Below are 21,424 nucleotides of genomic sequence, written 5' to 3' on the forward strand. Positions count from 1 at the left end.
ATAACTCTTGTTTTTGATGCATATTCATAAAAAGCACGTCACCCTTTCTCATTAACATAAGAGAATAGTAACGTGCTTTTAACTTCAAAAATAGTCTAAATCCTTAAGTTGATGGATGTGGGGTACCACCCCATGCCCATCAAGGTTCTGGTGCAAAGTTGTCTAAGCGAAATTTAAATGTAAGAAAAATGATTTGGGGAGCATGATGCATGGGCTATTTTAAAGGAAAACAGTTCAAGAAAGATATTATTTTGATAGCCGTCGGCTATTATTGCCGTTTTTCTTTAAGTTATCGTGATGTATCTGAAATCCAAAAAGAACGTGGAGTTTCCATTCACCCAACAACAATCATGCGTTGGGTACATGAATATGGCAATTTGATTTATCAAATTTGGAAGAAGAAAAATAAGCATATACAACTATCTTGGAAATTGGATGAGACCTATATAAAAGTCAAAGGAGAATGGCGTTACCTGTATTGTGAAATTGATAAAGAGGGACACACATTGGATATTCAACTTCGTAAAAAACGGGATCACCAGGCTGCATATGCCTTTATGAAAAGGTTAGTAAAAACGTTTGGAGAACCAACGGTTCTCACTACAGATAAGGCACCTGCATTATTTTGTGCGTTCAAGAAATTAAAGGAAAAGGGCTTCTGTAAACACACGACTCCATTGCACAATCAAATATTTAAACAATCTTATAGAACAGGACCATCGGCATGTGAAGCGTTGTTTTTCCAAATCCGCAGGATTTCAAAGTATTCGTTATGCTTCACGTACGATAAAAGGAATCGAAACCGTTCATGCCCTATACAAACAAAGGCGAAGTCTTCAAGCAGACTCCGCCTTTTCGGTGTATCATGAATTGCAACAATTACTAGTAGTCGCATAATCTTTCCTCATACTTTCATACCTCTGTTTATCTCTTAGGAAACTTTGCAACAGAACCCTTGTTAATAACAACCACACCTTTATTTATATTCAGAATATTATAATTTTATAGTACCGTTTTTTACTTAGCAGTGTATTAAACATATTTATCTGACATAAAAAATAGCACCTATTAAAGGTGCTATTTTGAATTATGTTTGTTATGTTCATGATTCTAAAAATCTCTGTATATCTTCTACTCTCAACCCTGTAAATTTTGCAATATCCCCTACAGGCATTCCATTTTTATGCATACCACGAATTAATTGTGCACGCTCAGCTAGTTTCCCTTCCTCTTTACCTTCTTTGATGCCTTCTTCCTTGCCTTCCTCACGAGCATGTGCTAGTTTAGCTTGTTCATCAAATAAAACCTTTTCTCTGGCCTCATATGCTAATCGGAAGGAGCTGTTTTGACTCATATCTTCCCACTTGTTCATCGCTTTTTGTAACATCGGATCTTGATTCATCGCAATATCCTCCAATGTGTGGGTCAAATGTTCATCCTCATGAGCTGGCAACAATAATAACCAGCGAGCAAATTCACTTTCCCACGGATTAATTTTTTCTTCTCTCCATTGTTGAAGTAATTTTGGAATTTCAATGAAATGGATTTCCAGATCGTCTAATAACACTTGTTTTTGTTGTTGACTCCAGAACTGTCCAACTGTATGCATATCTTCATAATCTGGAAATAGATGAAAATCTAATAAGTTAATCGCAATTGTTTTACGAAGAGAACGATACGGCATTCCCTTTTCAATTTGAGAAGTATATAATTTGCTCCAATAATAGAGTGAACGTTTTATCATATCCTGTGTATTGCGAAGTTGAATCTCTATATTAACCTGTGTTCCATTATCAAGTGTTGCCAGTATATCCAGTATGGATAATTTATCATCCTCGTATTCTTGATGTAAATGAGGATCTTCAATTTGCACAGTTTGAATGGGTGAAGATAAAGATTCATGTAGTATTGCATTTAGAAAGCTTGTTAATAGTGGTTCGTTCCCTTTTACACCAAATAATTGTTTAAAGGCAAAATCCACTCGTAAATTGACTAATTTATTATTCATATTGTACATCACCCGTCCTATTTTTTCCTTAACGGTTCCTATTATCATTGTACAAAATAACATTCAGCATAAGCAAACATATAAAATAAAAAAGATAGACACATCCCTTATAGGTGTCTATCTTTTTAGCAATTCAAATTTTCATATACTCAAAAGTCTTTCGATTTGTTTTTTGATGGTAAGACATTTTGCTCCATTTTTTCATAAAGATTAAGTAATTGTTTGATAAATGCAAATTTCGGTGTTAACCAATACGAAAATAATGCTGAAATACTTCCTAATAAAGCTCCTGTTACGACATCAAAAGGATAATGAACTCCTACCCAGATACGAGAGATAGCTACACAGAATGCAAGCACAAGCCATAACCATCCAGTCTTTTTACGAACAAGCCAAAATGAAAAACAAATTGAAAAAAATAGAATCGTATGGTCACTAGGGAATGAATTATCTACTGCATGATCGACAAGTTTATTAACATCAGGTAATACTGCAAATGGTTGATAATTCAAATGAAATTTCCCTGCTAGTTTTCCAATTATCTCAGCAGTTACGAAAGCAGCCATCGCTTGAATAATCATCATCCTGTTTTTTCTAGATCGTGTAAACCAATAAGCTATAATAATTAAACCTAAAAAATACACCATATATTCCGCCAAAAATATCATGGTTGAGTTTAGGAACGAATATTGTTTACCTAAATCATTGATAGCTCGAAAAGCATCAATATTTAATTGAGAAAAAGACATTTTCAAATCTCTCCTTAAGTGCGTATATTTCTACAATTTTTCGTTGTTTTTCAAACCTTAGGTAGTTTCAAATATTACATTCATCAGTGAATATCTACCCTTTTAAAATATGTAGTCATATATCTTCGTTAAATTAACGGTTTTTATTATTGTACTCATGTGAAAATACCAACTTTCTTGTGTGCTTATAATTTTATTATGGGAAAAAATTTTTAAATGGGATTTAACTATTTCTTAACTATTTCTTAATTAAGAAATAGAAGAACAAATATTAAACAATGATAAAAAAATAAAAAAGCAGCTGTACAAGGGGGTTCAGCTGAGATACATGTAATTTTGGGTCATAGTCTGTATTTTATTTCCATTATCCAATTATGGTGTAACAAAAAGGTATTTAGGCAGAATAAACGGAAAAATACTAAATGGATAGTTACAAATACTAAAGAATGGAGGAGAGTAGATGGGGAAAATAATTGCAAACATAAGTAGCACATTGGATGGTATTTTTACTGGGCCGAAAGGCGAAGAAGACAACATGGTAAGTTGGGCGATGCCTGGCATTATGGATTCCACGGATGATGGGCTTTCGTTGTTCCAGAAGGCTGACGCAATCTTGATGGGTCGGGTCACATATGAAGGTTTTGCAAGCTTTTGGCCGTTCCAAGAGGGAGATTGAGCTGATGCTATGAATAAGACTCAAAAGTTTGTAGCAACAAATAATAGTGAGTATACTGAAGTTCACTGGGGGGGCTACGATGATACCATTACTCTGCTTAACTCTGATGTAATATCGAAAATAAGGGAGCTAAAAAGAGAAATCAAGGGTGATATTATTGTTTCCGCAAGCGCAGGTCTTGTTCAAAGTCTGATAAATGCTGTTTTACTTGATGAACTGCGAATCATCATTCATCCGGTCATATTGGGCAGCGGCAAACGTTACTTCGACAACATCGACACTCGCCACGACATGAAGTTGATAGAAACCAAGCTTTACGAAACAAGTGGTTCAATGCTGATGCGGTATGAGACCATTAAATAATGGCTATTGTTTTTTGGGAATATATCTAAACTGAGGGAGTTATTCCACAAGTGTTATGGTAAATATTGTATCCTCATTACCTAATTTTACACGTATCTCGGCTATACCCCATATAGAAGGAAGGGGAGTAAATTGAAAGTAGAAAAGATATTACAGAGTATTTGGTGTTTATTTTTAGAAATCACAGCGATATTTGCTGGCAAGATTAAAATTTATAATGAAAAACAAATAGCAAATTACGAGTTAATCATCATACTATTATATAATGGTGTATTTAGTAGGGGCACGGCAACGATTCTTTCTTTTTGGGACCATTCAAAAAACAGATAGAATTCAAAGAACATATTGAATTCTATCTGTTTTTTATTTTTTCACATAAAGAACATTGAGGTTGCTTATACTCTTATCAGTCAGATGGTTTACTAAAACATCATCATAACAGAAATAAAAACTTTTTTATTTAATTAATATACAAATACTTTTGGTGAGTTTTCCTCTAACAAACTAGAATTATAATTAGGTGCTAGTACGATGTTTGTATATGTCCCTGTACCCGAAAGGTATTTGTACCTATGTTTTAACCCCAATGGAATAAAAACAGATGCTGGACTTTCAATTATTTGCAATTCTCCTTCAATTTCCACTTCACATACGAGGCCTGTACCATCTATTCTATTCCCCCAGAAAATAAAGGCACTATCACAATGATGTGCGTGAGTATCTACATGTCCTTCTAAGTTCTCATCCATATGGGCGTCGTAAAATACACGCTGTATTACATAAAATGAAGCACGTTCATCAGTTCTATAATCCATCTGTACCCAACGCTCTCCTGGACCATCACGATGATATAAAAGCTCAGATGCTCCTTTTACAAATGGTTTACTAACTCGGAGAGACTTTGAAAGCCGAGGCCCTTTTCTTTCTATACGTTTTTGTTGTATGTTCCTTACTCTTCCTATCATTTCAGGTTGAATACCCTCATATGCTGAGTAATTCTGCTGAACAGCTTTTATATGATAGGATGCAGTATGAGTAAATATATTCTTTCCAATAATCGGTCTCCAATGATCTACTTGACAACCAGTAGCTAATTGGAGGGATTGCGTTAATTCAGGAATCATCTGTAGTTTAAAGCACTGTAGATTACGCTTTTGAGATAAAAATACTGATAAATTTAGCAAATCAACAATCCCAGCACGTTCACCTATTCCGCACAATGTAGCATCAATGACAGATGCCCCTGAATCAATTGCAGCAAGAGCATTCGCCATGGCTAATCCTAAATCATTATGAAGATGAACTTCAATCTCACAAGGGAATGTCTCAACAGATTTCTTCACAATTGTCGCACACTGACCTGGCTCCCAAATTCCTACAGTGTCTGCTAAACTGATTCGATCTGCTCCAGCTATATGTGCAATCTGTCCAATGTAGGCGATATCTTCCCATTCCGTTCGTGAAGCATCTTCAATAGTAAAACGGATTTTCATTCCTAAAGATTTTGCTTCTTCAATAGCATGTTTCACCTGATTAATAACATAATCTTTTGATCGATTGGTATACTTTGTTTGTAAAGAAATAGGATTAATAGACGCCCAGATTCCTATCCAATCGGCACCAGCACGATAAGCCGCATGAACTTCTTCTTTTTTCGCCCGAGCATGCATAAGTATTTCGGCGTGCTTTGCAGATACTGCAACTTCTCGGCAAATCTCTTCTTCTTCTTCAGAGATGCCAGGGTGCCCAACTTCAATAAGACTTACTCCAAAATCCTCTAACATGTGAAGTAATGTAATTTTGTCTTCCTTGGAGAAACGAATACCACATTGTTGTTCTCCTTCACGTAAGGTAGCATCTAAGATTGTTAAACCCTTTTTCATTCCTGTTTGCCTTCTTTCGCTTCTATAAAGTTTAATGTTTGTTCGAATAGGGTATTACGATTCTTTTCATAAACAGCCCAGTGTGTTGCATCGGGGATTACTACTTCTTTTTTTTGTTTTGCACTTGTTAATTTTGACATCATATTTCGGTCTGCAAATATGTCATCTTCCCCGTAAATGACAAGTAATGGAGTGGTAATCTTAGCTACATCATATAGAGGCTGATTTTTCCAAATATAAAATAAATCTTCAAGTGGACCAACTGGCCGACGAATCGTTTGATTATTTTTCTTACTCATAGGATCTGAATCAATAAAAACTTGTTTTACGGCATCCATTGCTTCGTTTGTAACAATTTTTTTATTTCCCATCATCATATGCCAATGATGCATTCCTTTATCAAAGTCTACGATTTGATAAGCTGGTGCTTCAGGATTAAACTGATTAAGTTGTAGTGGGTTTTCGAAAGGTTGTGTCATCATAGGAAGTGTGAACCCGTGCATATACCCATATAAAATAAGTTTATTAATATCTTGAGGATGGGATATTGCATAATTTCCAGCCACAACGCCTCCATATGACCATCCAACAATATGAATTTTTTTTACGTTTCTCTTCTTTTTAATCCAATTTACAATTGTTTCTAGATCCTTAGTTGCATCATTCAAATGAATAACCGGACGGTTTTGGGAAGAAGGATCTGACATTTCTTTAGGGCGAGAAGAACGACCAAACCCTCTGAAATCCATAGCCCAAGTATCATATCCTTTTCTGGCATACTCATCCATCCACGAAAATTTTGGTACATCAAATGCTTGAGCTGTAGGTACACTAAATGGTTCTAAAAATAAGATAATTTCATCAGATGTATACTGTTTTTTATTATTTAAGTTTTTATGAAGTAAAAATAATTTTTCTTCTCCCTGCTGAATTTCTAATTCTTGTTTTACCACTTTAGAAGTTTGATCATTTTGAGAAGTTTCTTTGATATTAGAACAACTAGACATAAGTATTATCAAAAAAATCCCTACTAAACTAATATGTGTCCATTTTATCTTCATTTAGAATATTCCTTTCATTTCATAGAAATGATAGCTATGATTCCCGCCGCAATAATTAATCCGGCTGGTAACCCTTTTGTAAATAATACGGCAATAAGAGTACCTATTAAGACACCTAACAATATCGTAGGATTCATGGGTAGAACTCCTACACCTTTTCCTCCTATGTATGACACAGTAAAACCTGCTAAAATGGATCCTAATCCGATAGGAGAGGTAATTAATTTTATTACGTTTTCACTTGTAATCTTTCCAGATGTAATTGGTACTAAAAGGAATAGCATCAGAAAGAAAATACCAATTGGAAAAGAATATTGTTGAATAAGATGTAATAAAGTTTTTTGTCCAACAGCCAGTAAAACTCCTAATAAACAAGCCGCACCAGCTAGCGCATAATCCTTAACAAGCAGAGCGAGTGTAACAATAATCCCCAGTAACAAAAAAGGAAGCATATTCTCTTACCTCATCTATAATGTTGTATAATCCCAACTATCATTTTCGGGTACAGACACATGTACCATATTTTGATTCGCAAGGTTAATTTGTATTAAATTTGGACTTATTACAGGTTTTAAGTCTTCTCGATTTATTATAAATTTAAATGCTTCAAAGCTTGCTAGAATGCCTATGATATTCGCAACAGGAGACAGTACAGCCCATGGGCGATCTTTTTGTACATAACTATTTGCCCATTTCTCATCCGCACCATGCTTGACAGAATGAAGAGCACGTCCATCTTTTAACTCATGAATTTTATTCTGCATTTCTGGTGTTAGCTCTTGTTGATAAGATGGATATCCTAACGCAATTTCATAGGGCGTAGAGTTAGGAGTTAAAGACATGACGCCACCTCTAAAAGGGGGGGTAACTGCAATCCAAATAGAAGTGATTCCTAGTTTCTGAGCTGTACGATGGATAATTACTCTCGCTACTAAATTATCAGTTGCATCTATAATGACATCTGTATTCGTTAGAAGTTCTAATGCATTGTCCTCGGTAACAAATTCTTTTGTTATCTCTACTTGTAATAATGGATTAATGTCTTGCAAAATTTCTAAAGCGACCTCTGCTTTTCGCTGTCCTAATTTACTGATGGAACTTAGCATTTGTCGATTGATATTACTTGCTTCAAATACATCTTGATCAATAACATGTAAAGAACCCACACCCATTCGCGCCAATTGGATGAGTGTAATTCCTCCTACGCCCCCTGCTCCAACTACAGTAACTCGAGAATTTTTTAATTTCTCCTGCTCCTCTACAGAGATAACACCAATATTTCGCGTAAAACTTTCTTCATATATATTTTGCATATCATTATTTTTTGTTAACAAATTATATTCCTCCTTACAGTGTTTTATAATCCCATCCACCCTTTGGGGCTTCTTTTACTTGAACCGGGATATGACTATCTAAATCCATTACAATGCCTTTAGGCGCTCTAGCTAGAGGTTCACGACCAGTTAAAACTTGTATTGCTTCATGAAAACTAAATAGTGACAATAGATGAGCGCGCATCGGCGTGATAATCCAGCCTGCTTTTCCATCACAAAAATCTTGCGCCCACTCTTTTGGTGCGCCTTTCTCCACAGAATACCAAGCTCGACTTTTCTTTATATCAGCAATCTGTTGTCTTAATTCTTGATTTGTTAATTTGCATCCGACACTTGAGATATTTAATGCTTCTTCATAAGGAATTCCGGTTGGAAAAAATGTAGAAACAAATCCTCGTGTTGGGGGGCTACCTGACATCCCCACACTTGGTATACCTAATTCTCTAGCTGTTCTATGTATAATAACTCTTGAAGGCATATCATCTACAGCTTCTACTACAATATCATGCCCTTTTATAAGCTCGATTACATTATCTTCATCTACTCTTGTTTGTATAAAGTTTGTTGATATATAGGGATGTATATCTTTTACAACCTGTTCCGCAACTTTTGCTTTTGGTTCACCTATAACACTAGAAAGCGCTAACATTTGTCTGTTAATATTAGAAACTTCAAATTCATCGGGATCAACACCGGTAATATGCCCTATTCCCATTCGCGAAAACAGAATTGCTTCATATCCACCTACTCCCCCTAGTCCAAAAATAATGACCTTCTTATTTCGAAGACATTCTTGTTCCTGTTCAGAATACACACCAATATTCTTCTTAACCATTTCCCAATAATAAGAATCCATATCCATTTTGAAGTCTCCTTTATATGTAGTAACCATTTCAAAAAATAATTCCTGTATATAAAAATAGTCTAGAAGTATGTCGTATTTGTGTGCTATTTGTAAAAAAATTAAAAAACTTTCAATTCTTATTTTTTTAACAAATGAATATATCTCCATTTATTAAAGAACTAAATAAATATAGCAAATTTTTTTAGTTAACAGAAGATGTCTTCCGTTAACTTATTAAACTTAATATAATAGATATTGTTTACGGAACACATTTAAAATCGATGATAAATTAAGTTTACGGAACACAATTGAAGGGAGAAGGATAACAATGGATTTTAAAACCTGGTTAAAAAATGAAGGGAAACGAGAGCAAACCATTCAAGTATATGTTCGTTCAGTCCGTCAATTTATGGAATGGTTACAAATTTCACATGAACGAAATTGGAATCCTGATGAAATAAGCGCAAAAGTTATTCATGAATGGATTCATCATATGCAGACCATTGAAAGAGTAGCAAAACCTACAATAAATAAAAGAATTGCCTCATTAAAAGTATACTGGTCGTATCTTATTGAACAAAGGATTGCAATATATGATCCCACAAAAAAAATAAAGATAAAACGTATTTCTAGGTTAGAAGACACTCCACGTTGGTTGAATGACATGGAACAAGTGAAATTACTTAACTTGATTCGACGAGAAGAAAATGAATGGAAACGAAAAAGAAATATGGCCATGGTTCGTTTAATGTTACAAGCGGGCCTTCGAATTAGTGAAGTGGTAAATTTAGAGATAGAGGATTATAGAAAAATTAGTAGTGTAGGAACTATTACAATTCGTGAAGGTAAAGGTGATAAGCTTGATGTAGTAAAAGCAGTAAAAGATATTTGTCGCGCCCTCGATGAGTGGATTGAAGTTCGCGGACAATCTGTCGATAACACAACACTTTTTCTTTCCACTCATAAGAAAAAAATGACCAGACAAGCGATTCATAAACAAGTGAAACCACTTTTAGAACAAGTTTCACCAAAAGGCGGACTGACAACACATAGTCTTAGACATACATATTGTAAAAATCTTTTAGAAGTTAGTGGTGGTGATCTTGTGTTAGTTGCACAAATGGCCAGACATGAATCTATTGAAACAACACGTCGATATATTACTCCATCTGCAGAAGAACAATGGAATATACTGCAAAAGCTTAGTGAAGAAAGATAAAAATCTCGTAGAGATTATACATCATATTTTTGGACAAATTTAAATTTGAAATTGGGAGTTCCTATAACTAGAAAGGAGTTATGGCATGCTTACTATTCAAGAAACAGCTTATCCAAGGTTAAAAAGTAATCTTACACCCAAAGAACTAGATAAGCTATTTTCTCCTTCATTCAAAGAATTAAATTGGACAAAAGCACATTCTCGTAATCCATCTTCTCAGTTGAACTTTTTAATTATGCTAAAAACTTTTCAGTGTTTAAACTATTTTGTTCCGATTACAGATGTTCCCTTTGTCATTATCAAGCATATTGCTAGAACATCTAATATTACTCTTTCTGGTAATGAAAAATGGGATTCTTATCATCGGACGGGAACCGGAAAACGTCAAATCACCATGATTCGGAACTATCGAAAAGCAAAAGTATTTGATAATCAAGCCCGTCAAATTATGTTAACAGCAATGGAAAACGCAGTGTTAGAGAAAGATGCGAAAAGTGATATTATGAATATTGCGATTGACGAATTGGTCAAACATAGTTATGAATTACCTGCATTTCAGACGTTAGTAAAATCTGTAGACCATATCCATAGTATGGCTTATCGTACTTTATATAAACGAGTTGCAGATTCATTAAGCAATGAAGAAAATAGAAAAAATAGATACACTATTTCAACAGATTGATGGAGCTACTTATTCTGATTGGTATGCGATAAAACGAGACCCAGGCCGTCCTACACTAGAACAAATCAGGACATGGATTGCACGAAAAAATTGGATTAGTGACCGACAGGTGGGAAGTAATTTTTTTCAAAATCTACTTATCCCTCCTGCTAAAATAGAAAGATTAGCTGCAGAAGCAAAAACATTAGATGCGGCCCGTATGAAAGAACTTGAACAACATAAACGATATACATTAGCTATAGCTTTATTACATGTTCAATACGCCAAAACGATTGATGATATTGGAACAATGTATATCAAACGAATTGCCAAAGCTGAAAATAAAGCGGAAAGAGCTCTTTATGTTTTGAAAGAAAAGCGAGAAAAACAAACAGACGAACTCATTACGACATTACGTGATACCATCACTACTTATCAACTAGAAGATTCTTCTGAAACACGATTACAATTATTAGAAACACTAATTGGTGGAAATCGTGGGCAACAAATTCTAGAGAACTGTGAAGAACACTTAGCCTATACTGGAAATAACTATTATTCTTTTATGTGGAGATATTTAAAAAGTAATCGTTCTGAATTAATTAAGATGTTGGAGTCATTAAGGTTTAAATCAACTACACAAAATAAAGGACTAGAACAAGCTATTTCTTTCCTATTAAAAAATAAACATAAAAAATCTGAATGGATTTCAACTATCTACACGCGTAAGAATGGAATGAATAAAAATGATTGGGAATCAGTTCCTCTTGTTGATTTAACCTGGATTCCTGAAGGCTGGTGGCGTTGGATTAGCTCTAATCGTAGAAAAAATGTATATCCAAACAAAATTAATAGACGACACTTTGAAGCTTGTGTATTTTATCAAGTTAGAAATGAATTAAAATCCGGAGATTTATGTATTGAAGGTAGCGAACAATACGCTGATTATCGAGAGCAATTAATATCTTGGGATGAATATCGCCAAAACTTACATACGTTTTGTGAACAAGCAGGCCTTCCAACAACAGCCGGGGAATTTAAAAACCAGGTGTATGATAAGCTTGAAGCACTTGCGAAAAAAGTAGATACTTCTTTTCCAAAAAATAAAGCTGTTACCATTCGAAATGGAGAACCTTTTATAACAAAATTAAAAAAGAAAAAAATATCACCGTTATTAAAGACTATTAGAAAACGAATTGAAGAGAAAATGGTGCCTATTAATGTCTTAGATTTATTGAGTGACACAGAGTATTGGTTAAATTGGACAAGATTTTTTGGTCCTATTTCTGGTTATGATGCCAAAATCGCTAAACCATCTCACCGGTATCTAACAACCGCTTTTTGTTATGGTTGTAATTTAGGTCCTACTCAAGCAGCCCGTTCCCTTGGTACAGTGGATCGAAGGCAAATTTCTTGGATTAATGAACGACACGTTACTGAAGACAATATCCAGAAAGCCATTGAATGGTTAATTAATGCTTATAATAAATTTAATCTACCGAAATATTGGGGAACTGGAAATAGTGCGTCAGCTGATGGAACAAAGTGTGATCTCTATGAACAAAATTTATTATCTGAAAATCATATTCGTTACGGTGGGTATGGTGGAATTGGATATTACCATGTTTCAGATAATTATATCGCCTTATTCAGTCACTTTATACCTTGTGGTGTCTGGGAAGGTGTTTATATTTTGGATATTCTAATGAAAAATCAATCTGATATTCAACCCAATACACTGCATTCTGATACGCAAGGACAAAATGCACCAATATTTGGATTATCCTATTTATTAGGAATCCAACTTATGCCCCGGATTCGAAATTGGAAAAACTTAAAATTATTAAGGCCACATAACGACTCTAATTATCAGCATATTAATGAACTATTTACAACTTCGGTAAATTGGAACATAATTGAAGATCATTATGAGGATATGTTACGTGTCGTGATGTCAATTAAAATGGGACGTATTCATCCTTCTACTATTCTTAATAAACTCAGTGCATATAGCAAGAAAAACAAGTTATATCAAGCATTCCGTGAATTAGGTTGTGCAATCCGTACATTATTTTTATTGAAATATTTATCGGACGAGGAATTAAGAAGCACAATTCAAGCGGCTACAAATAAAAGCGAATCTTTTAATGGATTTACAAAATGGTTATTCTTCGGAGGAGATGGAATTATTGCAGAAAATCATCGGGAAAGACAACGAAAAATTATAAAATACAATCATCTAATTGCAAATTGTGTCATTTTTTATAACGTCTTTCAACTTACTCGTATCCTGCATGAATACATCCAAGAAGGAAATGAATTAGACGAAGAAGTACTATCTGATTTGAGTCCATACCTTACCTTTCATATAAATCGATTCGGGAAATATGGATTGGACGATAATCGTCAACCACCCGATATCCAATTTGATATGGCCATTTCACTTAATGGATTAAAAGCTGCAAATTAAACCAAAATAGCCACAGTCTATTTATAAATAGATTGTGGCTATTTTAAGTGGCCCCAAAAAGAAGTAATCGTTGCCGTGCCCCTAATAAAAATATACAATATATCTTTATTTGGATATGCAATTATGCATATCCAAATAAAGGGAATTCTTATGCAGTGGATGATTAAATTATATTAAGAGTACTTAAATTCTATCGATTCTTTTTTATTGATTAAAATGGTTATTTTTTCATTAGATATATCAAGTTATAACTATTATTATTACTTAAATAAAATTAAACAGTAATTTTAGAAGTATAATATTTCTACTCGAAATAAAACGCAATAATTTAATTTCTGAGTATAATCGACAAAATTCTACTATTTACGCATTGGAAATTTAATGTTTAAATAAAAGTGTAATTGGTATGACCATTAAGAAAGGAGAGGATTAAGCTCATAGAAGTTTAATAAAGTTGCAAGTAACATTATGTCCAAAAAATTATCAGAATACTCCGTCAATTATACTGGATAAGATCTAGAGTCACCAAATTATCACATTTGTAAAAAAATACATTTTAATTTTCTACGTAGCAAAAAGGTAATAATTTAACCTTTAAAATTTAGTCCAACTATTTTATCAAAAAACACTAATTAATAGGAGGAATTACCATGAAAAAAACGTTAGTCACAGGTTTATTAGTGACAGCAGTATCTACAAGTTGCTTCTTACCTGTAAATACTTTTGCAGAAAGTAAGACAACTTATTCACAACTAACAAGTAGTACAAATGTAGTTGCTATGAATAGGTTATCAGATTCGCTTAGGACATTAGGATCACAGACGCCATTAATTCAAGGATATGGGCTAATCATATTAAAGCAACCAGACCTTGAAGTAAATGCTATACATGGAATAACAACTGATCAACGTACTGCAAGAAACCATGTTCAAGACTGGCTGGATACACATAATCCAAAACTATTCAATGTAAATCAAGACATGCAGGATTTTGGGACAAGATTTACAAATTATTATGATATATTGGTTGAACTAGCTGGAAAAATGAATGACGATTCGCAAGCAAAAGAAGACTTTGTAAGTACTTTTAATGCACTTCAAGATCAAATGCAAGCAATTCAGTATGATATGAAAGGAACTTCAGTAGACTTAAACAATTATAAAAATGACTTGGTTGAAGATAGTAAGAGTTTTTCTAGTAAAGTTAGCAGAGCGATTGAACTTTATAAGAGTTCAGGCGGAGACATTGAAAAATTCAGAACGGAAATTAGACAACTTGATGAAAACATTCAAGATGATTTTACAAAACTTCTAGCTCTACCAAAAGAAAATCTAAAAGGTTCTATAAATATTGTAATGACGGGTATTGATATTTGGAAAGACGCAGGTAAGGATCAAACTTTAGACACATCTAATTTGGAAGTGATTTATAACCAATATGGACAACTCCAAAATGATGAAGTAACAAAACTGAATAATGATATTCGTCAGAAGCAACAACAAAAACTTCTATTGCTACAAAATTTATCGAAAATTGAAGTGCAAGCAACTCAAATGACACTTATTGATCTGCAGTTAAATAACTTTACAAGAGTAGTTAAAAAGCAAATTCAGAGTTTTGACAATCTAGTAAGTAGTTGGGACATCTTTAATGGAACAATGATTCAAATGAAGACAAGTCTTAATACTAATGCGAAAATAGATTCTAATGCATTACAAGCACAATTAAAAGAACTCAAAGCGTTTACGGATGAATTGAATAAACAAACAAAGGAATATGAAGATAGTGTTACAACAATAAAAGTAAAAGAATAAAGAATGATAATTCTTAACAATATAATATAAGGAGAGAAGAATATGATGAAAAAACCTTATAAAGTAATGGCTTTATCTACATTAATAGCAACAATCGCAGCGGGTAGTATTACGCCATCATATGCCTCGGCAGCGGAAAATACAACAAAACCAGCACCTATTTATGCAGATGCAGAAAATAACTACCCTCAGTATTCACTTGGACCAGAAGGGCTTAAAGATGCGCTAGAGAAAACCGGATCCAATATGTTGGTAATGGACCTGTATGCTTTAACTATTGTTAAACAAGCAAATGTTAATTTTGATGGTTTAACTGTAATTAACAATGATTTACAAACAAGCATGAAGAAAAACCACGATGTTTCTAGAGAAAATGCAAAGCAATGGTTAGATAGTTTGAAACCGCAAATAATCCAGACGAATCAAAATATTATCAATTATAATACACAATTTCAAAATTATTATGATGTTTTGGTAGAAGCTGTAGATAATAAGGACAAAGAAACACTAAAAGCTGTGCTTACAAGTTTAGATGATAGTATTTCAGAGAATAAAAATGCAGTGGACAAGTTAGTGCAAGATTTGAAAGCCTTTCGCGGCAAATTAGAACTGGATACACAAAATTTAAAAACTGATGCTGGCAAAATCACAAATATTCTAGCTGGTCAAGATCAAGGAATTAAAGGGATGAAGGAACAAATCGAAGTAAATTACAAATTAATTGATGAGAATAACAAAGTTTATATTGCATCGTCGGTTGCAACTGCTCTCGGTGCATACTTAACTGCTACAGTTATCTTTGCGCCTATTGGTGCAGCTGCATTAGGAGGCGGGATATACGGAGTAGTTTCATCGAAGCAACAGATAAACAGCGCATACGAAACGATTAAACAGCTAACAACAAATATTTCAACTGCAGAACAACAGGTAGCTAATTTAACGTTATTGGAAAAAAATACTAATAATTTAACAGAAACAATTGATGCAGCTATTACTGCTCTTGAAAATGTAAAGAATCAGTGGCAGACAATGGGGGCAAAATATAAATCATTGAATGACAATGTTGACAGAATTAACCCAGACAAGCTTGCTATTATTATAAAGACAGATCTGAAGATAGCGAAGGATAGTTGGAACAAGGTTAACAAGCATGCTGAAGATATTCAAAAGAGTGAGATTTCATTCGTAGAAGAGAAAAAATAATATTACTTCAAAAAATTGCCGAAGTAATGAAAAATATACTATACTGATTTTCTCTTTTGAAGAACACATAATGTGAGTCTCCTGTTCAAGTTTGAACGGGAGATTTCCTATTTAGTTATGAAACTTGATAAAGATTATAGAATAAGAAAGTATGAAAATCTCTATTTTAATATGTTGTTTTATTTGCAATGATCGTAATTCATATGAAGTAAAGAATAGAAGCTTATGAATTTAATAAAATACGTGATACATTTGAGAGGATAGGTGAAAAAAGGTGAATAAAAAATTGTATAAGAAAGTTATTTTATCAACAATCATTACTGGAATGGCAGCGAGTAATGTAATCCCTCTCCATACTTTTGCAGCAGAACAAACTGTGCAAAATAGTGTGTCCCAACAGCAAGAAGATAGTAAGAGCTATGATTTAGGTCCTGATAAATATAAAGAAGTAATGGAGAAAATGGGGGCAAGTATCCTTACAATGGATTCATATGCTCAAACAATCCGTAATCAAGAACAGACAGATTTAAGTAAAATAAGTTCTATAAATGGTGATTTACGAGCAAACATGATTAAGCATCAAAAGGATGTGAAAACAAATGCAACATATTGGTTAGATGACCTAAAGTCTCATATTATGAAAACGAATCAGAATAGTGTAAGTTATAATGATACCTTTCAAGCGAGTTATAATCAATTACTAGCTGCTTTAGATCAAAAAGATACAGGGAAATTTAAAAGTGAACTAGAAAAATTGTACAATAGCATTTTGAAAAATAGTCAAGAAGTGGATGGACTACTAGAAAAGTTGAAAACATTCCGAAATAAAATGGCTGAAGATACAAGAAGTTTTAAAGAAGATTCCAATCAATTGCAGTCTATTTTAGCAAGTACGAACGACAGTATTCCACTTCTACAACAACAAATCAATAATTTTAATAATATAATTAAAGAAAATAATGATAAACGTGGTGGCTATATAGCTTTATCTGTATTTATGCCTTGGGTTGGTATACCATTGATTGTCACTACTGACAAGAATATCGCATCTGCACAACAAGAAATAGAACAATTAAAGTCCAGAATTTCTGGAGTAGAGGCAGAATTAGTTATTTTGACAGATGCCAAAAATAAAACGGAACATATGACTGCAACAATTGATACAGCTATTACTGCTCTTCAAAATATATCGAATCAGTGGCATACAATAGGATCAAAATATAACTCATTGCTTAAAAATGTTGACAAGATTAATCCAGACAGGCTTGCTTTATTAAAAACAGATCTGAAGATAGCGAAGGATAGCTGGCAGGACCTTAAAAATTATGCAGATAAATTATATGAAGGTGCTAAAATTGGACAACCAATAGAACAGATTGTACAAAAAGGACAATCAATAGAACAGATTATAAAAAATGCACCGGATTGCTTCTGAATACATGTAAATAATATTAAAAACGGTTTTGGTGCAAAAAAAGAATAAAATGCATGTATTCCTAACGGACTTGTACCTTATGCTACAAGTCTAAACAATTGATGGATGAATTCTTTCTGATTTTGGACAGACTGATTGATATTAGCCCCTTAAGGTAGACAGTGTAAAAAGACCATGAATAAACATGGATGTTACACTTTTACTTGGAGGGGATTTTATTATGGTTAAAAAAGGGGATAAATTTCAAACTTATTCAGATGAATTAAAGATACAAGTTGTAAAAAGTTATTTAAATGGTGAGGGCAGCCAAACAGCTATAGCTAAGAAATATAAGCTGAAAAGGAGAACACAGTTAATGAATTGAGTCCGGAGATATCAGGAAACAGGCGATATTTCAGACTTGCGGGGAAACAACGGCGGCAATAACGGCTTAAAAAACCTCTTGAAAGGTCGTCCTCGTACGAAATTCGATAGTGTGGAAGAAGAATTGGAATACTCCAAGGCGCAGGTGGCTTATTTAAAAAAGCAGTATCCAAATCTATAGGAGGTGTTCTTGCTCAAACGGCTAAGTACGAGATTATTGAAGAACTACGTTCTCGATACAAAGTAACCTGGCTGGTCGTTATTGCGCAGTTAAATCGATCTAGCTACTATAAGTGGTGCTCAACATGTACGCAGAGACAAGGAGAGAATGTATCGCATCTTCATCTTAGTACATACATCCTCCACTAGCAAAACTGTATAATCCATTTTTGTAGATTAAAAAATAAATTATTTAAACACCATTTAAATAATGTCCACTAACACATAACCACTTCTAACATTAGCAACCTCTACCAAAAGACACCAAAGAATTATCAAAGATAATCACTTCATCTGTTTAATTTTCTATAGAAGAATGGGTGAAAATCCCATCGATATGAGAAAAAACAGACATATACTTTAATGAATGTATATTGTGTCCCCTTTTGTAGATAACAATCTTTAAAATAAATGCATGTTATCTGCATCTAATCTTTATATAAAACTTATACCATATAAATATACCCAGAAGGTATTACAGAATTTATAGGGATCTACCATTTTGAAAAAAACATGCTAAAAGTTTTTGAGTCATTTTAACCGTGTTTTAAGTAAATTATGTTGTGTTGGTGACCGATTTCAATAGTTTTTCTCCATATAATGCTACACAAATGACATTGTATTGCACTACATGCTCTTAGCGTTGCTAAAATTACTTGTTTTAATGTTGAAATTTGCTTAATGTGTTTTTTTTCTGATTTACGGTCTTTACCAATTATAGATGGTTCAATAAGGAGGATTTTTTTCAATTTACCGTCTGCATTTATATTTGTAAGAGTTTTGTAACGCTCATGATATTATTTTTATTTTAAAAAATCTATTAAATTGTAAACATATTATCAAAAGCAAGTTGATCCAAAGGGGATTTTTTTATGAACAAAAAAATGATTATATTTCCTATACTGATTTTTATATGTATTACATCGATCTATTTTTTATTCAGTCCAAGAGTAAAAGGAACAATGTATGAAGATACATTATCGAAAAAAGTTATCGTCATAGATCCAGGACATGGAGGAAATGATCCTGGATCTATTGGACCAAAAGGAACAAAAGAAAAAGATATAACTCTCAAAACAGCTAAAAACATTCAACAAAAGCTCGAGAGAAAAGAAATGACTGTCATTTTAACGCGTGAAGATGATACGTTTGTACCATTAAAAAATCGCGTAGCTATTGCTCACAATAAATCCGCAGATCTCTTTCTTAGTGTCCATTATGATGGTTTCACAACTAATGATGTAAAAGGAGTAACAACCTACTATTATAAAGGATTAAAAGAACAAGCATTAGCGGAAACGATTCATGAAAATTTATTTAAACATATACAATCAAAAGATAGAGGTGTAAAATCTGGCGATTACTATGTATTACGGGAAAATCAACAACCATCAATTTTACTTGAGCTAGGTTATATTACAAATCCAGAAGATGAGAAACGAATGAATTCACAACAATTCCAAGCAGATGTAGCCTCTGGCATTGTTAGTGGTATTATAGAATATTTTAAAAAATAGTAGTCTAATTAAATTAGACAAATAAAGCAAAAATATAATTCAGTGTCTATCAAAAATTTTGTTTTTAATAGATACAATTATTTAGTAGAAAATCTAAAACTAAAAGTTACTAGAAAGGACATACTAGAATGTTTACAAAAGGACTAAAAATAACGGTAAGTATATCGATAGTTGCTTGTACCACAATAGGGATTTTTATGTTTCAATTCTTTACATCACCTGCAAAAGGGGTAATGGACCAAGAAAATGCTATTCAGCTTGCAAGTGAACAAATAAAAGTAGAAATGAAAAAAACAGGACCCGCTCAATACAATGGTCAGGTTCGAAAAGTAGCATACTTAACATTTGATGATGGACCAAGTCAATTTCAAAAAGAAATCTTAGATATTTTAAAGAGTAATAATATAAAAGGAACTTTTTTTATGATTGGTGGAAATATCCCAGCTCATAAAGAAAGTGTAAAACGCTTAGTAAATGAAGGGCACTATCCAGGTGTTCATAGTATGACACATAGTTTTAAAAAGCTGTATACCCAAGGCGAATTTGTTGAAGAAATGCAACAGGCGCAAAATATTATGAAAGAAGTAACTGGAATTCATCCAAATCTTGTTCGTTGTCCATATGGGAGTATGCCCGGACTTACACAGGCACTACGGGACAAAATGGTAAATGTCGGTATGAAAGAGTGGGATTGGACAATAGATTCTTTAGATTGGAAGTTCCCAGGAAATCCAGATGCTGTGGTTCAAAAAACAATTTCTCAGGTTGGTCAAAATCGCGAAGTAATTTTAATGCATGAAAAATCACAGACAGTGCAGGCGTTGCAAAGAATTATTGATGATCTTCGTAGTAAAGGTTATGAATTTGAAGTATATGATGAGGCTTCTCATTTCCCATTAAATTTTTGGAAGGATAATCGCATCTAAGTTGGAGGAATTGCAGTTGATATATAGAAACCTAGCACTTATAACAGCCTTATCAGTAACCTTGTTGTCTGGCTGTTTAGGACAAAAACCAGAAGAAAAATTATATGTGGCATTTGAAGGTGCTACAAAACAAGAGAAGACAATGTTTGAAGATACAAAGAAGTTAGCAACATTAGAAAAACAAGGACAAGAGTTATATACGCAAATTACACTTGAAGGAAAAGAAAGTAATCAAGTAGTAAAAGAAAAATTAGATCAAGCTGTAACAAACATAAATAATCGTGAAAAAGTATTAGAAAAAGAGAAAGCTACCTTAGAAAATGCACAAAATGAAGTGAAGTCTGTTGATAAATATATTAAGAAATTAGAAGATAAGAAATTACAAGAACAGGCTGAAAAAGTTCAAGATATGTATAAAAATCGTGCTGATTCTTTCAAGAAATTGCATGATAGTTATAAAAAATCATTACAATTAGAACAAGAACTGTACAAAATGCTACAAGCGAAAGATGAAAAACTAAAATCAATTAATGAGAAAGTTAAAACGATCAATCAGTCTTATGAACAAATTCATTCAGATCAGGATAGATTTAATAAGTACACCAATGAGTATAATCAGAAGAAATTAGCCTTTTATAAACAAGCAAATATTAAAGTTAAGGAAATTAAAAAATAAAAC

At 33.2% G+C, this 21,424-nt stretch carries 18 protein-coding genes and 1 pseudogene; 12 read left to right on the forward strand and 7 right to left on the reverse strand.

Translation table 11 applies throughout. From position 1 onward, the window contains the following. Positions 1–209 precede the first annotated feature (209 nt). Positions 210–897, forward strand: a protein-coding gene (locus AAIE21_RS27840; RefSeq protein ID WP_343269676.1) for an IS6 family transposase whose coding sequence is annotated in 2 segments (ribosomal slippage) — positions 210–674 and positions 676–897 — 687 coding nt in all. Because the reading frame shifts where the segments join, the coding sequence is not laid out codon by codon here. A gap of 205 nt (positions 898–1,102) precedes the next feature. Here the strand turns inward: AAIE21_RS27840 and AAIE21_RS27845 are convergent. Further along, on the reverse strand, positions 1,103–2,008 hold the full coding sequence (locus AAIE21_RS27845; protein WP_343269677.1) for an Rpn family recombination-promoting nuclease/putative transposase: 906 nt from the start codon (positions 2,006–2,008) through the stop codon (positions 1,103–1,105). 149 nt (positions 2,009–2,157) lie between these two features. After that, a complete protein-coding gene (locus AAIE21_RS27850; protein WP_343269678.1) occupies positions 2,158–2,757 on the reverse strand; it encodes an undecaprenyl-diphosphatase in 600 nt (199 codons plus the stop codon). A gap of 460 nt (positions 2,758–3,217) precedes the next feature. Here AAIE21_RS27850 and AAIE21_RS27855 point away from each other — a divergent pair, with 460 nt between their 5' ends. Both AAIE21_RS27855 and AAIE21_RS27860 read left to right on the forward strand, forming a co-directional pair. Next, on the forward strand, positions 3,218–3,433 hold the full coding sequence (locus AAIE21_RS27855) for a dihydrofolate reductase family protein (protein ID WP_343269679.1): 216 nt from the start codon (positions 3,218–3,220) through the stop codon (positions 3,431–3,433). A gap of 9 nt (positions 3,434–3,442) precedes the next feature. After that, on the forward strand, positions 3,443–3,796 hold the full coding sequence (locus tag AAIE21_RS27860; RefSeq protein ID WP_343269680.1) for a dihydrofolate reductase family protein: 354 nt from the start codon (positions 3,443–3,445) through the stop codon (positions 3,794–3,796). Positions 3,797–4,260: 464 nt separating this feature from the next. Here the strand turns inward: AAIE21_RS27860 and AAIE21_RS27865 are convergent, their stop codons facing one another. The 5 genes from AAIE21_RS27865 to AAIE21_RS27885 are packed head-to-tail and all read right to left on the reverse strand — an operon-like array spanning position 4,261 to position 8,936. After that, positions 4,261–5,679: a homocitrate synthase/isopropylmalate synthase family protein gene (locus AAIE21_RS27865; RefSeq protein WP_343269681.1), complete on the reverse strand. Its 1,419-nt coding sequence runs from the start codon at positions 5,677–5,679 to the stop codon at positions 4,261–4,263. Further along, the gene (locus tag AAIE21_RS27870; RefSeq protein WP_343269682.1) at positions 5,676–6,740 is read right to left on the reverse strand and encodes an alpha/beta hydrolase; all 1,065 of its coding nucleotides are present in this window, start codon (positions 6,738–6,740) and stop codon (positions 5,676–5,678) included. Before AAIE21_RS27870 ends, AAIE21_RS27865 begins: the two co-directional genes overlap by 4 nt. Positions 6,741–6,754: 14 nt before the next feature. After that, positions 6,755–7,192 carry a DUF441 family protein gene (locus tag AAIE21_RS27875; protein ID WP_097809507.1) on the reverse strand — a complete coding sequence of 146 codons (438 nt, stop codon included), beginning with the start codon at positions 7,190–7,192 and terminating at the stop codon, positions 6,755–6,757. Between the two features lie 15 nt (positions 7,193–7,207). Then, positions 7,208–8,074 (reverse strand): HesA/MoeB/ThiF family protein, encoded by an 867-nt coding sequence (locus AAIE21_RS27880; RefSeq protein ID WP_343269683.1) that lies wholly within the window; start codon positions 8,072–8,074, stop codon positions 7,208–7,210. Positions 8,075–8,087: 13 nt separating this feature from the next. Further along, positions 8,088–8,936 carry a HesA/MoeB/ThiF family protein gene (locus tag AAIE21_RS27885; RefSeq protein WP_343269684.1) on the reverse strand — a complete coding sequence of 283 codons (849 nt, stop codon included), beginning with the start codon at positions 8,934–8,936 and terminating at the stop codon, positions 8,088–8,090. Positions 8,937–9,246: 310 nt separating this feature from the next. On the opposite strand from AAIE21_RS27885, the gene AAIE21_RS27890 reads away from it, so the two are divergent. The 9 genes and pseudogenes from AAIE21_RS27890 to AAIE21_RS27935 all read left to right on the forward strand — a co-directional run bounded on the left by AAIE21_RS27890 (position 9,247) and on the right by AAIE21_RS27935 (position 21,421). Further along, a complete protein-coding gene (locus AAIE21_RS27890; RefSeq protein WP_343269685.1) occupies positions 9,247–10,137 on the forward strand; it encodes a tyrosine-type recombinase/integrase in 891 nt (296 codons plus the stop codon). A gap of 85 nt (positions 10,138–10,222) precedes the next feature. Next, positions 10,223–13,268, forward strand: a pseudogene (locus tag AAIE21_RS27900) (Tn3 family transposase). A gap of 650 nt (positions 13,269–13,918) precedes the next feature. Then, entirely contained in the window at positions 13,919–15,082 is a 1,164-nt protein-coding gene (gene nheA, locus AAIE21_RS27905) for a non-hemolytic enterotoxin subunit A (protein WP_343269688.1), read from the forward strand. Between the two features lie 45 nt (positions 15,083–15,127). Beyond that, positions 15,128–16,285 (forward strand): non-hemolytic enterotoxin subunit B, encoded by a 1,158-nt coding sequence (gene nheB / locus AAIE21_RS27910; RefSeq protein ID WP_343269698.1) that lies wholly within the window; start codon positions 15,128–15,130, stop codon positions 16,283–16,285. A 274-nt stretch (positions 16,286–16,559) separates the two neighbouring features. Continuing rightward, positions 16,560–17,720 (forward strand): non-hemolytic enterotoxin subunit C, encoded by a 1,161-nt coding sequence (nheC, locus tag AAIE21_RS27915; protein ID WP_343269689.1) that lies wholly within the window; start codon positions 16,560–16,562, stop codon positions 17,718–17,720. Between the two features lie 220 nt (positions 17,721–17,940). Continuing rightward, positions 17,941–18,084: a transposase gene (locus AAIE21_RS27920; protein WP_343269690.1), complete on the forward strand. Its 144-nt coding sequence runs from the start codon at positions 17,941–17,943 to the stop codon at positions 18,082–18,084. A gap of 1,090 nt (positions 18,085–19,174) precedes the next feature. Beyond that, positions 19,175–19,819 (forward strand): N-acetylmuramoyl-L-alanine amidase family protein, encoded by a 645-nt coding sequence (locus AAIE21_RS27925; protein ID WP_343269691.1) that lies wholly within the window; start codon positions 19,175–19,177, stop codon positions 19,817–19,819. A gap of 128 nt (positions 19,820–19,947) precedes the next feature. Next, positions 19,948–20,745: a peptidoglycan-N-acetylglucosamine deacetylase gene (locus AAIE21_RS27930; RefSeq protein ID WP_343269692.1), complete on the forward strand. Its 798-nt coding sequence runs from the start codon at positions 19,948–19,950 to the stop codon at positions 20,743–20,745. 16 nt (positions 20,746–20,761) lie between these two features. After that, positions 20,762–21,421 carry a YkyA family protein gene (locus AAIE21_RS27935; protein WP_343269693.1) on the forward strand — a complete coding sequence of 220 codons (660 nt, stop codon included), beginning with the start codon at positions 20,762–20,764 and terminating at the stop codon, positions 21,419–21,421. The last annotated feature ends 3 nt before the right edge of the window (positions 21,422–21,424 follow it).

It is taken from the genome of Paenibacillus sp. 102, assembly GCF_039549175.1.
Classification (GTDB): Bacteria; Bacillota; Bacilli; order Bacillales; family Bacillaceae_G; genus Bacillus_A.

Bases quoted from the DNA above. Each gene is read 5' to 3' on its own strand.
- AAIE21_RS27860 (WP_343269680.1), top strand. From the start codon at position 3,443: ATGAATAAGACTCAAAAGTTTGTAGCAACAAATAATAGTGAGTATACT.
- AAIE21_RS27865 (WP_343269681.1), bottom strand. From the start codon at position 5,679: ATGAAAAAGGGTTTAACAATCTTAGATGCTACCTTACGTGAAGGAGAA.
- AAIE21_RS27890 (WP_343269685.1), top strand. From the start codon at position 9,247: ATGGATTTTAAAACCTGGTTAAAAAATGAAGGGAAACGAGAGCAAACC.
- AAIE21_RS27875 (WP_097809507.1), bottom strand. From the start codon at position 7,192: ATGCTTCCTTTTTTGTTACTGGGGATTATTGTTACACTCGCTCTGCTT.
- nheB (WP_343269698.1), top strand. From the start codon at position 15,128: ATGAAAAAACCTTATAAAGTAATGGCTTTATCTACATTAATAGCAACA.
- AAIE21_RS27885 (WP_343269684.1), bottom strand. From the start codon at position 8,936: ATGGATATGGATTCTTATTATTGGGAAATGGTTAAGAAGAATATTGGT.
- AAIE21_RS27850 (WP_343269678.1), bottom strand. From the start codon at position 2,757: ATGTCTTTTTCTCAATTAAATATTGATGCTTTTCGAGCTATCAATGAT.
- AAIE21_RS27855 (WP_343269679.1), top strand. From the start codon at position 3,218: ATGGGGAAAATAATTGCAAACATAAGTAGCACATTGGATGGTATTTTT.
- AAIE21_RS27930 (WP_343269692.1), top strand. From the start codon at position 19,948: ATGTTTACAAAAGGACTAAAAATAACGGTAAGTATATCGATAGTTGCT.
- AAIE21_RS27920 (WP_343269690.1), top strand. From the start codon at position 17,941: ATGGTTAAAAAAGGGGATAAATTTCAAACTTATTCAGATGAATTAAAG.
- AAIE21_RS27845 (WP_343269677.1), bottom strand. From the start codon at position 2,008: ATGAATAATAAATTAGTCAATTTACGAGTGGATTTTGCCTTTAAACAA.
- AAIE21_RS27925 (WP_343269691.1), top strand. From the start codon at position 19,175: ATGAACAAAAAAATGATTATATTTCCTATACTGATTTTTATATGTATT.
- AAIE21_RS27870 (WP_343269682.1), bottom strand. From the start codon at position 6,740: ATGAAGATAAAATGGACACATATTAGTTTAGTAGGGATTTTTTTGATA.
- nheA (WP_343269688.1), top strand. From the start codon at position 13,919: ATGAAAAAAACGTTAGTCACAGGTTTATTAGTGACAGCAGTATCTACA.